This window comes from Natrialba hulunbeirensis JCM 10989, assembly GCF_000337575.1.
GTDB lineage: Archaea > Halobacteriota > Halobacteria > Halobacteriales > Natrialbaceae > Natrialba > Natrialba hulunbeirensis.
Window position 1 is genome coordinate 18,504 of record NZ_AOIM01000042.1, and the last position, 15,212, is coordinate 33,715.

Annotated in this window: 10 protein-coding genes; 5 read left to right on the forward strand and 5 right to left on the reverse strand. The window is 62.9% G+C overall.

The window, feature by feature from the left end; translation table 11 throughout:
* The first annotated feature begins 228 nt into the window (after window positions 1-228).
* Window positions 229-1,464 carry a carboxylate--amine ligase gene (locus C483_RS18115; RefSeq protein ID WP_006654818.1) on the forward strand — a complete coding sequence of 412 codons (1,236 nt, stop codon included), beginning with the start codon at window positions 229-231 and terminating at the stop codon, window positions 1,462-1,464.
* A 116-nt stretch (window positions 1,465-1,580) separates the two neighbouring features.
* Here the strand turns inward: C483_RS18115 and C483_RS18120 are convergent, their stop codons facing one another.
* The 4 genes from C483_RS18120 to C483_RS18135 all read right to left on the reverse strand — a co-directional run bounded on the left by C483_RS18120 (window position 1,581) and on the right by C483_RS18135 (window position 8,606).
* On the reverse strand, window positions 1,581-3,257 hold the full coding sequence (locus C483_RS18120; RefSeq protein ID WP_006654819.1) for a hypothetical protein: 1,677 nt from the start codon (window positions 3,255-3,257) through the stop codon (window positions 1,581-1,583).
* Window positions 3,258-3,806: 549 nt separating this feature from the next.
* The gene (locus tag C483_RS18125; RefSeq protein WP_006654820.1) at window positions 3,807-5,258 is read right to left on the reverse strand and encodes a flippase; all 1,452 of its coding nucleotides are present in this window, start codon (window positions 5,256-5,258) and stop codon (window positions 3,807-3,809) included.
* Between the two features lie 25 nt (window positions 5,259-5,283).
* Window positions 5,284-6,375, reverse strand: a complete 1,092-nt coding sequence (locus C483_RS18130) for a Gfo/Idh/MocA family protein (RefSeq protein ID WP_006654821.1) — start codon at window positions 6,373-6,375, stop codon at window positions 5,284-5,286.
* A 353-nt stretch (window positions 6,376-6,728) separates the two neighbouring features.
* Complete coding sequence (locus tag C483_RS18135) at window positions 6,729-8,606, reverse strand: DUF6541 family protein (protein WP_049912925.1); 1,878 nt, start codon at window positions 8,604-8,606, stop codon at window positions 6,729-6,731.
* 163 nt (window positions 8,607-8,769) lie between these two features.
* Here C483_RS18135 and C483_RS18140 point away from each other — a divergent pair, with 163 nt between their 5' ends.
* Window positions 8,770-9,177, forward strand: a complete 408-nt coding sequence (locus C483_RS18140) for a hypothetical protein (protein ID WP_006654823.1) — start codon at window positions 8,770-8,772, stop codon at window positions 9,175-9,177.
* Between the two features lie 322 nt (window positions 9,178-9,499).
* Here the strand turns inward: C483_RS18140 and C483_RS18145 are convergent, their stop codons facing one another.
* Entirely contained in the window at window positions 9,500-10,669 is a 1,170-nt protein-coding gene (locus C483_RS18145) for a DUF1616 domain-containing protein (protein WP_006654824.1), read from the reverse strand.
* Window positions 10,670-10,975: 306 nt separating this feature from the next.
* On the opposite strand from C483_RS18145, the gene C483_RS18150 reads away from it, so the two are divergent.
* The 3 genes from C483_RS18150 to C483_RS18160 all read left to right on the forward strand — a co-directional run bounded on the left by C483_RS18150 (window position 10,976) and on the right by C483_RS18160 (window position 15,195).
* A complete protein-coding gene (locus tag C483_RS18150) occupies window positions 10,976-11,992 on the forward strand; it encodes a lipid II:glycine glycyltransferase FemX (RefSeq protein WP_006654825.1) in 1,017 nt (338 codons plus the stop codon).
* Window positions 11,993-12,159: 167 nt separating this feature from the next.
* Window positions 12,160-13,773: an alkaline phosphatase family protein gene (locus C483_RS18155; protein ID WP_006654826.1), complete on the forward strand. Its 1,614-nt coding sequence runs from the start codon at window positions 12,160-12,162 to the stop codon at window positions 13,771-13,773.
* Between the two features lie 162 nt (window positions 13,774-13,935).
* The gene (locus C483_RS18160; protein WP_049912926.1) at window positions 13,936-15,195 is read left to right on the forward strand and encodes a tyrosine-type recombinase/integrase; all 1,260 of its coding nucleotides are present in this window, start codon (window positions 13,936-13,938) and stop codon (window positions 15,193-15,195) included.
* Window positions 15,196-15,212 lie beyond the last annotated feature (17 nt).

Below are 15,212 nucleotides of genomic sequence, written 5' to 3' on the forward strand. Positions count from 1 at the left end.
TCTTAACTAACGTTCGGGATTCTGTGGTCTGACTCATGGCTCTCTTCGGCGCGGGACAGCGGACGCTTTCAGCGGTGATCGATCTCTCCGTGGCGGTGCAGGCGCTCACCGGTATCGACGGACACAGCGACACTTATACTCTCCCTCACACGTACCCCGACAGGAAAACACACCCTCACACGCAAACGCACCGACGCCGATACCGACTAAACCGAGAAGGTGACCAGCATGAGCGGTGAGCCGTGGACCCACTCCGTCGTCGTCCCGGCGATCACGGCCCCCAGTAGCGTTGCCTGCCTCAGAACACTCGGGCGACGCGACATTCGGACCATCGTCGTCGCAGAGGACGAAACCGCACCAGCCTTGCGCTCGAGGTACTGCGACGAGGCCGTCCCGGTTCCGGACCCCCACGAGGATCTGGTCGCCTACAAGGACGCGCTGCTCGCCGTCGCCACGCGCTCCGACGTGCAGACGATAATCCCCGTCCGAGACGTCGACGTCTACGTCCTCGCGAAGTACCGGTCCGAGTTCGCCGACCACGTCGCCACCCCATGGCCCGACATGGACACCCTCGCCAGCGCACAGGACCGAATCCGACTCTTCGACGCCGCCGAGGAGGCCGGGGTAGGTGTTCCAGAGACGGGGGTACTCGAGTCCGACCCCGATTTCGGTTCGGACGCCGACCGGCCGTGGAGTCAGGAGTGGATCGTCAAGGCACGGTATGCGGTGCTCGCCGACGAGTACGTCGACGGCTACGGCCCCGAACAGTACGTCGATCCGCCGAAGACGGAGTACCTCCGCCCCGGTGCCGAGCCGGATATCGACGCGCTCACGCGGGAGATGGGCCATCAACCGCTGCTCCAGGAGTACGTTCCCGTCACCGACGAGTACGGCTTCTTCGCGCTCTACGATCACGGCGAACCGGTCGCCACGTTCCAGCACCGCCAGATTCGCGGCTACAGCTACGCCGGCGGCGCGAGTTCCTACCGGGAGTCCGTTCGCATCCCGGCACTCGAGGAGGCCGGCCGAGATCTCCTTGGGCACCTCGACTGGCACGGGCTGGCGATGGTCGAGTTCCTCCGGGATGCGGACGGCGAGTTCAAGCTGATGGAGATCAATCCGCGGTTCTGGTCGTCGTTGCCGTTTTCGGTGCAGGCGGGTGCGGACTTTCCGTACTACTACTGGCAGCTCGCAAACGGGGAACGCGAGGCGATCGAACACAGTTACCAGGCGGACATCGCCGGCCACCTGCTGCGCGGAGAACTGCTCTATCTGTACTCGATCCTGTTCGATGACGTGGAACTGGCGGAGAAGCCCTCGTTCACGGGCTCGCTCTCGGAGATTCTGTCGTCGATCGGCCGTGAGACGCGGTTCGATTACGCGAGCCTCGACGATCCGCGGCCGTTCGTTCGCGACCTGCGGAACGCGTATCAGTACTACAAAGAGAAAGAATCGGTCAAGTAGCGTGCATCGTCGAGATCACGCCCCCGACGGTGGGTGGGTCAGTCCCGACAGCTGCAGTCGGAATGACTGTGATCAACTGTCCAATTGACCGACTGACCAGTTCGACGGCTGTATCGCTACAGCGCGTCGTACTCGACGGAGACGTTCGCGTTACCCGCGAGCCGGAAGTTCTCGATGTCGCCGCTGAACTCGTAGGCGTCACAGGCGTTGGCGATCGTTCCGGAGACGGTCGAACCTGAGACCGAACCGCTCTGGGAGCCCAGGTACGGCGTGTGTCGGACATCGCCGGTAACGTCGAACGAGAACGTGGTTTCGCTGCTGGTGCCACAGGCGTCGATGACGATGACGTTCGTGAGGTCGTCCGATGGTTCATCTGGTTCGTCAGACTCGTCACCGTCGTCACCCTCGTTCGTGTCGTCATCGTCCGGCTCACCACCGGTCTGTTCGATAATCTCGTCGGGATCGAGACGTTCGCCGTCGAGTTCGACCCACATCACGTCGGGCTGGCCGATCTCGATCGACGTGATCGTTCCATCGACACGGAACGCGTCACCGTGGCCGCCGCCGGTTACACCGCCAGCGTGCCAGCCGTCGTCGGTCTCCTCGACGAAGTCCTCGGAGGTGTACGTCCCGCCTTCGATGCGGCCGCCAGACGGCGTTGGATCGGGAGCTTCTGCAAACCCAACCGGTCCGTCGGCAGTGAACTCGTAGCCAGCGTATCGGGCGTCGGGTTCGGTGACGAACGAGAGAAGGTGGCCGTCAGCCGGCTCCTCATTTCCCGAATCGGCCTCGTCATCCTCGTCGCTGCCGTCACCTGGCCGTCCTGACCCTGACGAGCCGGATGCGGCTTCCTCCGCACTCAGTGGAACGCCCTCGACCTCGCTTGGTTCGGTTCGCTGTGGTGTTCCGGACGACGAGCCGTGAATCGCAGCACCGCGATTGTCCTCAGTTCCGTAGCGGGTGTTCGTGACCGTCACTTCGGCGTTCTGGCCCTTCACCCAGTCCGGTGCACCGCATCGGACGTCTGCGTGTGGCGAGCCGGAGATGTCACAGTCTTTGACTGCCGTGTGCTCGTAGTAGCCCCAGAAGCCCTTGTCACAGTCGACGGCAACACAGTTCTCGATGATCGAGCCGTCGGTACCGACGCGGAAGCCGGCCGCACGGGAGTTGCGCGCGTAGGAGTCCTTGATTACGACGGGACCGCCGCCGCCTGCACCACTTGGGTGTCGCGAGGAGTCCCCAGGGTTGCTCGCGTAGATCGAGTTGTCCGGGCAGTTCTGAATGTTGACGTTCCGTATCTCGAGGTCGCCAGCGTGACCGTTGGCCACGTTGATGCCGGTGATCCCGGGATAGGTGTTGTCGTTTTCGCTGCCCATGAAGTAGACGTTCTCGATCAGTCCGCTCGCGTTCGGGCTGTTCACCTGGCAGATAATCGCGTCTTCTTTGGCAGTACTATCCCAGTTGCCGCGGAAACCGACGTTGCGAATCTCCCAGTTGTCGGCGATTGCCCGAATGTGGAACTTCGCGTTCGATGCCGTGATGTCGATCAGGACGTTCGAGAAGGACTCGCCGTCACTCAGACGAACCGTTTCGGTCTGGCCTGCGCCAACTTCGATCACGTCGTAGTCCTCGGCGGCTGCGCCGACCCCGGACATCGTGACAGCTGCTGCCGCCGAGCCAACGAGGCCGAGGTAGCCGCGCCGACCAAGTAGGCTGTCATTACCGGCTGAAACGCCGTCTGCTGGTTGTTGATCGCTAGATCCGTCGCCATCCAATACCGTATCGCGTGCCATACAGTCAGGAGTTTTGAAGTCAGGATCATAAACTTTCCGTTTATCCTAATTTAGACAGGAGATACAGTCAAGTTATCGTGATATAATATATAGAATCCAATGAATGTATGTTCATTGGATTTTATGAGAAACATATAGGAGATTCACCCCACCATTCTGGGCCAGGAGGAGATCATCGGACCGATCATCTCTGGCCTTCGAAATCGAACGCATTCATGGAATCCAGATAGTAGACTTTTCGGACAGATCGGGTACTCGCTACATTGTGTTGTCAATCGCTATCGGAAACAGCAGCTGAGTGATTCCGACTCGCGTCTCACGTCTTGGTACGTCTCGGTACTCGAGTACCCGCACGCGCACTTGGCGGTCCACGAGAGGGGGGGGTGAGAGCGTCAATGCCTCCCGAGTGACGTCGCGCGGTTGCCCGATCGATTCGTGGCCGCACGCTGCCGTTCCCTCACGGCGAACTGGACGAAAGCACTGAACGGAGTAGTGAGGACCGCGAGGACGAGGACGAGGACGAAGACGAGGGAAAGAACGAACGGCGGCTCAGGAGAGGACGCTCTGTACGTCGAGCATGCCACTCGTCACCGAGATCGTCGCCCAGACGAGGATGCCGACCGCGACGAGCGCGAGCAGCGACACCAGGTTCGTGACCATCGGCAGCGCAACCACGACGACGGCAGCCATACAGAGTGCGATTCCCGAAACCGCGACCACGGACTGTCCGAGGGACGGCAACGAGATCGGGAGTTCGGACCGGATGAGGTAGATGTTCACCGCGATCATGATGCCGTAGCTGACGACCGTCGAGATCGCTGCGCCGGCGATGCCGATGGTCGGAATCAACAGCAGGTTCAGCCCAAAGTTGAATCCGCCGGTCACACCCTTCGAGATCGCGCGGTGTTTCGCACGCCCGAGGTAGTCGAGCGCGTCGTTCGTGATCTTATCGATCGCCTGGAAGACGATGAAGAACGCGAAGATCTGGATGACGAGCACCGCCTCCAGGTACGCCGGTCCGAAGACGTACTGCACCAGCGGCTCGGCGACGACGATCAGCCCCGCCGCAGCGGGGATGTAGAACAGCACGCTGTGTTTGAACGTCGTCTCGTAAACGTTGGCGGCCTTCTCGAGTTCCCCGTTGGCCTTGTACTCGCCGTAGGAAGGCGAGACGGTGAACCCGAGCGAGCTCGCCGGCGCGATAACGAAGTCCGAAATCTGCTTTGCGAGCACGTAGTAGCCGACCGCCGCCGGCGTGAGGAAGACGCCGATGAGCAACGTGTCGACCTGTTTGTAGACCACGTTTGCCCCGTCCGAAACGGTCAGCGGCAGACTGTACTCGAGTAACCGTCGTCGCAGGCCGGGCTCGCGTTCGTCGGCGGCGTCGAACTCGCCGAGCAGCCGGTACAGCAGGCTGAGACCGTAGACGGCACCGAGCACGTAGCCGAGGACGTAGCCGGTGAGCGCGCCGATAACGCCGAAGCCGGCGACGAGGAACACGAGAACCGAAAGCAGCGTCGTGACGTTCGTGAGGATCGTCACGCGCGCACTCCAGGAGATGCGGTTGAAGCCCTGGAAGATCGTGTGCACGTAGGAGTTGATCGTCCAGCAACTGATGTAGACGACCCCGAGCGCCAGCAGCGGTGCCAGCTCGCTCTCGCCGAACAGTGTCGCCAGTTGCTGGTGGAACACCGCGACCAGGATCGAGACGGTCAGCATCACCGCAGTCAGGAATTTGAGCGAATCTCGGATGATGTGGGGAACTTGTCCAGGATTCGTCTCCCGAAACTCCGCGAGATACCGCGCCGTCGACCGGGGAATGCCGAGGCGACTGAACAGCAGCGAGGCGCTGAAGACCGAAATCGCGAGAAAGAGCAGGCCGTACTCGTCGGGCGTCAAAAACAGGCTCGCGAGCGACACCATGAGCACGCCCTTCGCGATCGTCCGGACGATTTCGGCGACCAGCGTCGCCCTGAAGCCGCGAATAATCTGTTGTTTCATTCAGAACGAACCAAACTGCGCCGTCTTAGATCGTCGCCGGTGTCTCGACAGTGGTGGTACTCGAGTCCCGGAGCGACTCGATCAGTCGGATCGTCCACTTCGAGGACTCGAGCGAGACCGGCATCTCGGTGCCGGCCTCGATGGCGCGAGCGGTTCGATCGAACTGGGCGTAGTGGGCGTTCATTTTGATCGCCGTCTCCCAGTCGTCGTTGAGTTGGCCGTCGGCGACGAGTTTGGCGTTCGAGAGCAGCCCGGAGAGGTAGCCCGCCGAGCGGGTGATCGCCTGCTTGCCCTTCTTGAGCGAGGAGAGGTGGTACTCCTCGTCGACGGTCTGAATCGTCTGCAGGACCATATCGAGTTGAATCGACTTCTCGGTGCCGTGGACGTAGATCTCGTGGCGTGGCTTCGAACTCGAGAGCATCTTCAGGCTGCAGAGCACGTCGTCTTCGGTGACGTACTGCAACTGGGCGGAGTCGTAGGCGAACTCGTCGTCATAGTCGCCGACGAGTCGGGTGGTACTCGAGATGGACTCCTCGCTTTCGGGGAAGCCGCTGACTCTGAGCGCGGAGTAGATGGGGTGGGGGAGTCCCTCCTCGAACTCGCCGCCGGGGAGGTCGAAGACCCAGGTGCCACGATTCGCTTCGTCCGGCGTCGACAGTCCCGTGTAGATCAGGTCGACGCCGCGGATCTCGCCGAGTTCGCCGGCGTGGATCATCCGGCGAGCGGTTCGCATCACTGGATCGAAGTTGTGCTGGTGGACTGGCGAGACTGGGACATCGTGCTCGTCCGCGTAGGCTTCGAGCTCCTCGAGTTCCTCGATAGTTTCGGTGACCGGCTTCTCGATCAGCAGCGGGACGCCGGCGTCGATTGCGCGCTTTGCCAGCGGGAGGTGGCTCTGAACCGAGGTGCAGATGTGGAGCCAGTCGAGTGACTCCTGTGCGAGGAGGTCGTCGATGTCGCCGTAGGGTGTGATGTCGTACCGGGAAGCCGCCTCGCGCGCCCGGTCGATGTCGAGGTCGCAGATGCCGACGAGTTCGGTCCGCGGGTTCTTGTCGATTCCCGAGAGATGAACCTCCGAGACTGTGCCGGCACCGACTACTGCCGTTTTGACTGTCATTCTCCTCCGAAAGACGAACACAGAGTGCTATTGTTATAGATCTGTTACCGATTTCACGCGGAAACACGGCCGATACCGTGCGCTACTGAAATCGGTCACGCGTCGGCAACGGCTCCCTTCCGCGTAGTGAGGCAATGGTAGCTGGTGGTTGTGCGGGGGTACGGGCGAGGAATCATCACACATTCGGCCGGGCGAATCGACCGATTCCCTGGCGGTGATCACAACGCCAGAGAGTGGGTGAGAGCGAGGACCGTAGAATCGAGAACAGTCGGCGTGGGTGAGAGCGAGAAGACAGCAGACAGTCACACGCTCGGGGTGGGAGCGACAGCGCCAGTGATCGACGGCCAACGGGATCAGATGTCGCTCATGTTGGCATCGATGTAGTACCGGTCGAACTCGCCGTTCGTGTGAATACGGTTCACGCCGGGTTCGTTCTCGAGCGCGCTGAAGTCGCCGTCGCTGTGACGAAGTTCGCCGTAGGCGTACACCTCGCGGTCGTAGTCGTACTGACTCACCACGAGATAGCGGTCGTCGTCGTACTCCGCAACGAGTCCGGAGCCGAACGCCGATTCGGGCACGTCGAAGTGGAGGCGCATTCGCTCGTCGTTGCCGTGAATCGCGTCGTCGAACCGATTCGGACCGTTTCGCAGGCCGACGATATCGACCTCGTTGGCTTGGGTGTCGAAGGCGGTCTCGTAGCCGCTCATCTGCTGGTCGCTGACGTGTGGCGACGGGTTGTACGTGTACGGTGAGGGGAAGACCGCCACGAGCGACAGCAACAGGAGGAGCGCGAAGCCGACGGCGAGCAGCGGCTGTCCCGAGGGGACGAACCGCGACTCACGCCACCGTCCCGAGACGCGGCTGGTCAACCCGTAGATCGCGATCGCACCGAGCAGCGTCACGAAGACCATCATCAGCCCGAAGACGCGGAAGTACATCGTCGAGCCGGGTGCGAGGAAGTAGATGACGAACAGCGGTCCCAATCCGACGAGTGCGACGGCAAAATACAGCGTCTCTGGTCGAATTCGGGCGAGCCACTCGGAGTTTCGCGCGCCGATAGCTGCCAGAATAAGTCCCGCGGCGAGCAGCGTAAAGAGGAGATGGACGGCGAATAGCTTGACAAAGATTTCACCGAGACCGCTCCCGAGTGCGCCGAGCGAGGCACCCTGCATCGCGACTGTATCTCCGGCCCCGCCACCATCCCTGAGGATAAAGTCGACAGCCGCGCTCAGGAAGTGGTCGATCATCCCGCTGAAAAAACCGTGATTCGACGTCCAGCCGAGAAACAGCACGACCAGGAACAGCGCCTGGCCGTACATCGGCGTCTGGCCCGCGATCCGCCCCTCCGACGCGATCCGGCGTGCCAAAAACTGTACCAGCGAGATGCCGAGGAAGACGACGATCAGGTGTGCGACCAGCTGTGGGTGGTAGACGACCGTCGCGACAGAGACGAGCGCGAAGGCGGCACCGACGGCGGACACCGTCGCAAGCGAGCGGTCGGCACGGAGATACTTCGCGAAGAGGAAGAACAGCAGTGCCGAGAACAGCACGGCCTGGGACATCGCGTGTGCGGTCATGTACATCGAAATCGTCGTGATCGGCAGGAGAAGGAACGACGAGAACGCGGCGATCACGACCGCGCGGCGGTCTGAGACGATCGTTCCGGCACAGAGCGGGATGAAGATCCAGAAGACGACCATCGTCGCGAGGATCGCGAGGAGCAACGACTGCTCGAGTGGGATGCCAACCGCGGCGTTGATCATCGCGGTCACGGTGTGGATGCCGGGATAGTACAGATCGAACGGAACGATGGTTCCCTCGGCCATCGCCCGCGCCCAGCCGAGGTGGGTAAGCGCATCGTGGTGGCCGAAGAACCGATAGCCGCGGATCAGTGGGAGTCCGGCAAAGACGATCATCGTGAGCCCGCCCAGGACGAGGGCGAGCGGCCGGCTAGTGAACAACCGGGTATCCTCGCCGTCGACTGCTTCGGTTCCAGCCCGCGTCCCCGGTCCCACCCACGACGGAGGAACGAACGCGACCGCGAGTGCGATCGCCATGGCGACCAGCAGCCCGGCCCAGACGCGACCCGGCGTCATCGTGTAGAGCGAAAGCTCGTACCCGGCGGCGGGTGCACCGCGAGCGAGAAGCGCGCTGACAGCGACTGCGAGGAAGCCAACCGCGAGGGCGAGCTTTCGGAACGGTTCTTCGGTGACGGCTGACTGAGGAGACATTCGGAGCTGGCGCGACATTATCCCGTAGCTATCCTTGTTATTCACCGGTTGCGACCGGTAAGTCAGCGAGTACCGAACGTTGAACTCGGACACCGGACTGCGCTCGAGCATTGCGAGGGGACAACCGAATTTTAAGGCGAAGCGACACGAACTGGCAGGAGTGATGGTCCCTGGCAGTTTGCCCGATACGTCCGACTTGCACGACTCGCCCGACTCAACCGGCTCGATCGATTCGCCGGAGTCGTCCCGCTCGTCCGAGCCGCGTAACTCGCCCAACGCATCAACGGCGAGCACCCTGGTGACCGACGGCGGCACCCCGACCAGCGACTCGGCCGCCGATCCCCAGCGCGACACCGCAGCCGACGTCCGGGAGGGAACCAGAGACGCGCTCTACGACACGATCGGAACGGTGGCCCTCCTTGGATTTTCGCTGCTCTTTCTTGCTGCCGGAACGAGTGGGATCGTCACTGCCGACTCGACGACAAGCGGCGCACTCGGTGTCGTGCTCGGACTGGTCGGCATCGTACTCGCCGCGATCGCATTCGATGTCGTCCCGCTGAGTCGCGAGTGAGTTCCCCGCCGGGCGGCTGGCGGGGTCGCTCCGTTCGGCTGTCCACGCCCCACCTCATCCTCTACTCCACCCGTCACCTTTCATCTCTCAGTTCTCAGTTCTCAGCTCTCACCGACAGCCCCAACAGATCGCAGTCACCTCGATCGCTACGAACACCTCCTCAGTACGAACGGCCACTCCAAGAACGCTGCTCGCAACTGCAGTATCGTCTTCGACTCGAGTACACCTGTACTCGAGTCAGGTCGATCGTGTCGAGTCGGGCCGAGTCGTGTTGGATTCGGATTAGGATTCGAGAAGTGGAAAACGGAGGGGACTGGGGTAGTTAGTCGTCGCTGTCGTCGCTATCGTCATCGTCGTCATCATCCTCGTCGTCATCGCTGTCATCCTCATCATCCTCGGCACCGTCCGCATCACCACCCACAGCATCCGAATCCGCAGCGTCGACAGTCACCCACAGATACGTCGACCGATCCGCGTTCTCGATCGTCGGCGACTCCGGCACTGACTCGTCGTACAGCAACACCGCTACTCGAACCGTGCCGCTCTCTGCCTCCGGCGTCATCGACATCTCGTCCTGAGTCGATTCGCCGTCTGCGAGGGTGTACTCGAGTCGGTCGTGTTCGAGCCGGTCTAAGACCTCGCCGTCGTCGACCCACTGCTCCTGGACGACGGCGGTGTAGGCCTGCTCGGACTGTTCCTGGTTCTCGAGGTCGATTGCCAGTGAGACGGACTCGTTCGGAGCGGTCGTCGTCTCGTAGTCGGTGGCGACCAGTTCGCCGTCGTCGTCCTCAGTGAGCAGTTGCAGTTCGGTGTACTGCTCGCCATCCTGTGGCGAGACGAGCGCGTAACCGACGCTGGAAAGGGCGATGAGCATGCTCGCGACGAGCAGGAGGTTGACTGCGGTGTGTACCGCCGAGTCGGTGCCGAACAGTGCCGCGTGGACGGTGTCGTACGCGCGAGCGAAACTGAACTCGTAGCGATTCTGTTCGGGGATGCGAACGCGTCGAATACCAGCGAGGAAGGCACAGACGAGTACGAAGCCGCTGATGAGGGCGACGACGGCCACCGAGGAGAATGAGTAGGGCGTGAGCGCGATGACGATACCAAACAGCGGGAGGAGGGCGACACTCAAACCGAACGCAAGCGCGGCGCGTTCGACACCGGTTACGGTGAGGGTCTGACCAAACAGCGGCGTTGCGACCGTTTCCGATGGCGGACTCTCCCGTGGGAAGAGCACGGAGACGGCGGCGTACCCGGGTGCGACGAACAACAGCGGGAAGCCGACGGCGGCGCGGAGGACGGGAGACGACACGTCGACGATCAACAGGAGAAGGGCTGCAACGATGGCGACGCCGGCGATGCCGACCAGATCGGTCGGGAGCCGAGCCACCGCTCTCGTTCCTCGCCCGACGGTCGCGAACGGCTGTGTGTCCAGATCCAGAATCTCTTTCATGTATGCGTCAGTTATCCACCACTCGACTGGTTCGGACATTGTTACTAGTCGCGTAACCGACTGTTCGGATTCGGTAGCCGTTGCGGTACGTACGGCTATCGTGCGATTGCCGATGATCCACAGCGAAGCCACGGTGCTGACGCACCCCGGTGAAATCGGAGTGGAGTGAAGTGGGGTACTCGAGTACGGAAACAGGTCGCTTACAAAGTGTACAGCGGATGGGATCCACGATATGGACAGGAGTGTACCTCCAGACATTGACGCAGACACCCAACGCGGTGACGGTTCGCTCGCCCCCAGACCATGTCTTCTCGCCCCCAAATTGCTCGGAGGTGGCTGTGGACGATGAGCATCGACGTTCGCGTCGCCACAGAAGACGACCGTGAGCGCTGGAACGACTACGTCCGGCGCTCACCACAGGGAACGCTGTGTCACGAACTCGAGGCGCTCTCAGTGCAGGCCGACCACTCCGGGTCGACGCTGCACCCGCTGATCGGCTTCAAAGGACAGGAGCCCGTCGGCCTCTTCCCGGTGTTCGAACTCAAAAAGCAGTTCGTGACGACCGTCTTCTCGCCGCCGCCACACATCCGTGTCCCCTACCTCGGCCCGGCGTTTCTGAACATGGGGAAGCTCAAACAGCGAAAGCGCGAACGTCGACGCCAGCGCTTCATGGACGGCTGTCTCGAGTGGATCCAGTCCGAACTCTCACCGCGATACGCCCACATCCGGACCAGCACAGGCGTCGAGGACGCACGGCCGTTCAAGTGGAACGAGTTCGACGCGACGCCGGAGTACACCTACGCGGTCGACCTCACGCGCGACCGCGAGGATCTCCTCATGTCCTTCAGCAGCGACGCGCGAAGCAATATCACGAACGCCGACGAGGACGAGGACAACTACGAGGTTACCGTCGGCGACTCCGAGGAGATCGCTCTCATCCACGAGCAAGTGAAGCACCGCTACGAATCACAGGACATCAGCTTCGGCGTCCCACTCGAGTTCGTCCAGGACCTCGCCGACAGAACGGCGACCGGTGCCGTTCGACCCTACACCCTGTGCGTCGACGGGGAGTTCGTCGGCGGGATTCTGGCACTCGAGTACGGCGATAGAACGGGGCGGTGGATGGGTGGCGTACGGACGGATGCGGACGTCGACGTGCCGACGAACGATCTGCTGGACTGGGCGATCATGGAAGACGGAATGGAACGCGGCCTCGAGACGTACGACCTCGTGGGAGCGGATACGCGCCGGATCAATCGCTACAAGGCGAAGTTCAACCCGGAACTCGAGACCTACTACAGCCTGGAGTACGGCTCGTGGGGGATGAAGACGGTGGCGTCGTTGTACGATTCGGTAAAGTAGCACAGCGAACCCGCAGCAAACTGCGGTAGGTCCCAGTTACCCACCGTTTTGCACTGGCTGACTGTTGCGTGCTCGTGACCGGGTCCGATTCCGTCGATGGCCATCTAGCCGCGGAATGAAGGTAACCGCACACATAACGAAAGGTCAAGGCCGGGGACGCTTCCTCGATGAACGACGATTCGTCGCTGCAGACCCTGCTCGTCGGGATCGACGCGGCCTGCGACCACGTTCTCGAGCCGCTGTTCGAGGCCGGCGACCTCCCGACGCTCGAATCGATCTACGAGGACGGCGCGAACGGGCCACTCGAGTCCCAGATTCCGCCATGGACGGCGAGCGCCTGGCCGTCGCTCTACACCGGCAAGAATCCGGGCAAACACGGCGTCTTCGGCTTTCTCTCCTTCGATGGCTACGACTGGGACGTCGTCAACGCCAGTGACGTTCGTGAGCCCGCCCTGTGGGAACTCCTCTCCGAACAGGGACTCACGAGCGTCGTCGTCAACGTGCCGGTCACCCACCCGCCGCGCGAGTTCGACGGCGCGGTGATCCCCGGCTACACCGCACCGGAGAATCCGGCCTGTCACCCCGAGGGGCTATTAGAGGACGTCCGCGAATCGATCGGTGAGTACCGCGTCTACCCCGACGAGGACGCCGACGATCTGGGCGGCGCGTACGCCGACTGCGTCCGGATGCGCGGCGAAGCCTTCCAGTACCTCGCGGATCGGTTCGATCCCGAGTTCGGCTTCCTCGAGTTCCAGGCCACGGATTCGATCTTCCACAAGGAGCCCGAGAACGAGGCGGCGATCCGCGAGATTTACCGCGAGGTCGACCGCCAAATCGCCGATATTCTCGAGACGCACGACCCAGACACCGTGATCATCGCGAGCGACCACGGCATGGGTCCATACGAGGGTCACGAGTTCCGGGTAAACGAGTTCCTCCGCCGCGAGGGCCACGTCGAGACCACGAACGGCGGCGAGGGGATGCCGACCTGGGCGACGGTTCGCGACGACTCGCTCAAAGACGGCAAGGAGACGACCCAGCGCGAGCAGGGCCTCTCCGAGCGTGCGATGGCCGCCGCCGCGGGCGTCGGGCTCACGAGCCAGCGCATCGAAGCCGTGCTGGAGCGCCTCGGACTCGCCGAGTTCGCGGCTGCCCACGCGCCAACTGGACTCGTCAACGCGGGTGCGACGCAAGTCGACTTCCCGAACTCCCGCGCGTATGTCCGCTCGCGCATCGAACTCGGTGTCCGGCTCAACGTCGAGGGTCGCGAGCCGAACGGCGTCGTTCCGGAAGCAGAGTACGAAACGGTCCGCACGCAGGTTATCGACGCCCTGCGCTCCGCGCGAACGCCCGACGGCGACCCCGTCTTCGAGGCGGTCCGCCCGCGCGAAGAGTTCTTCCACGGCCCCGAGAGCGAGCGCGCGGTCGACATCGTGACGATCCCCGCGGACTTCGAGCACTTCATCTCTGCAACACTGCGAGACGAGCAGTTTGGCCCACCGAGCGAGCCCTGGAACCACAAACTCGAAGGCACCGTCGCCGTCGCGGGCACAGGCGTCGACCGCACGGCCGGCGTCGGCGATGCACATTTGTTCGACATCGCGCCGACCGTGCTGGCGAGCCTCGGTGTGCCCGCCGACGAGCGTATGGACGGGGAGGTGCTCCCGTGTCTCGACTCGAGTGGGACGACGGACTATGCCCGTCGCGACGAAGAGGCGACCGTCGCAACCGACGACGATGCCGTCGAACAGCGGCTTGCAGATCTGGGGTATCTCGAGTAGTCCGGGCCCACTACGCAGCGACGCATTTCTTCCGCGGTGTTCCCACCGAAACACAGATTTGTCGCGCGAACGCAGTAGGAGACGAACAAATGAGACACTGCGACGGTTCCGGCCGTGGTCTGGGGTGCCGTTCTCGTCGCTTCGAACGCGAGGTGGGACGGCGTGGGTGACGCTGGATCGGACTCCGAGTCCGACACCGGTACAGACACCGACACCACTACTGACACCAACACCAGTACAAACGTCACCATCACCGACGCCATCGACACCTACCTCCAGCGCAAGGCCGTCGGCGATCCCGACGGCCCCGGCGCAGGAGCCTACGCCGCCAACGCCGAATCCATCCTCCACCGCTTCGCCGACTGGATTGACCGCGAGTTCGATCTCACCTCGCTGTTCGCACTCGAGTCCACTCACGCGCGAGCGTACGCCGCCGACCTCCGCGAGCAAACCGATCGCGGAACCTACACCGCCTCGAGCGCCCACACCTACTACGCCGTCGTCCGGGCCTTCCTCTCGTGGTGTGTCCGCGGTGGCATCCTCGAGACGAACCCTGCTGCGACCGATCCCGCAGAAGCGGCACTGCCGAGCGCGAGTGCCGGCACGGACGAAGACCAGGACGCCGACACCGACACGGACACCACCGCCTGGAACCTCGAACAACGCCGCCGCCTCGAAACCTACGTTCGCGACCGCGCACTCACAGCAGCCGATGCGACGCCGGCCCAGCGACGAACCCGCCTCCGCGAGTACGCCATGGTCGCGCTGCTCGCGCACTCGAGTGTCCGCGGTGCGGAACTGTTCCGGGTGCCGGAGGACGACAGGCGCACGGGGGCGACCTGGGACGACGTCGACTTCTATACGGGCACGATTCGAGTGCTCGGCAAGTCCCAGCGCCTAGAGGACGTGTCGCTGCTCGCGCCGGCCAGAACGCCGCTGCGGCGGTACCGCGTGGTGCTCGATCCGCCGTCGAACGACTGGCCGCTGTTCCCGACGCGACACGCGCCGTCGATCGCTCGCCGCGTTCGTGAAGCGCTTGCGGATCGGGGATACGACGACGCGGAGATCGAGGCGCTGTTCGACGAGGCGACGGCGACCGAACTCGCCCGCGAGCACGTGATCGCGCCGCCGGCGATTACGACCGAAGGCGCACGGTCAGTGCTGAAACGCCTCTGTGAGGATGCAGGACTCGAGGTCGGTGGGGAGTACCTGACGCCCAGCGGCGTTCGCGCTGAAACAGGTGACGACAGTGACGATACCAGCACCAGCCGTCAACGCGTGCGACGCGAAGCGACGCGCTCGCGACCGACGCTGCGGACGCCGAACGGAGAGCGCTCGATCGCAGTTCCAGTTGACGAGCCACTCGAGATCAACGTACTCTCTCACAGCACGCGCTCCAGTGGGCAGAACGACTCCGAATAGGAAGGTATGACCAACAG

Excerpts from the sequence above, each read along its gene's own strand:
- C483_RS18145 (WP_006654824.1), bottom strand. The coding sequence starts at position 10,669 with ATGTCCGAACCAGTCGAGTGGTGGATAACTGACGCATACATGAAAGAG.
- C483_RS18130 (WP_006654821.1), bottom strand. The coding sequence starts at position 6,375 with ATGACAGTCAAAACGGCAGTAGTCGGTGCCGGCACAGTCTCGGAGGTT.
- C483_RS18150 (WP_006654825.1), top strand. The coding sequence starts at position 10,976 with ATGAGCATCGACGTTCGCGTCGCCACAGAAGACGACCGTGAGCGCTGG.
- C483_RS18125 (WP_006654820.1), bottom strand. The coding sequence starts at position 5,258 with ATGAAACAACAGATTATTCGCGGCTTCAGGGCGACGCTGGTCGCCGAA.
- C483_RS18115 (WP_006654818.1), top strand. The coding sequence starts at position 229 with ATGAGCGGTGAGCCGTGGACCCACTCCGTCGTCGTCCCGGCGATCACG.
- C483_RS18140 (WP_006654823.1), top strand. The coding sequence starts at position 8,770 with ATGGTCCCTGGCAGTTTGCCCGATACGTCCGACTTGCACGACTCGCCC.
- C483_RS18120 (WP_006654819.1), bottom strand. The coding sequence starts at position 3,257 with ATGGCACGCGATACGGTATTGGATGGCGACGGATCTAGCGATCAACAA.
- C483_RS18135 (WP_049912925.1), bottom strand. The coding sequence starts at position 8,606 with ATGTCTCCTCAGTCAGCCGTCACCGAAGAACCGTTCCGAAAGCTCGCC.
- C483_RS18155 (WP_006654826.1), top strand. The coding sequence starts at position 12,160 with ATGAACGACGATTCGTCGCTGCAGACCCTGCTCGTCGGGATCGACGCG.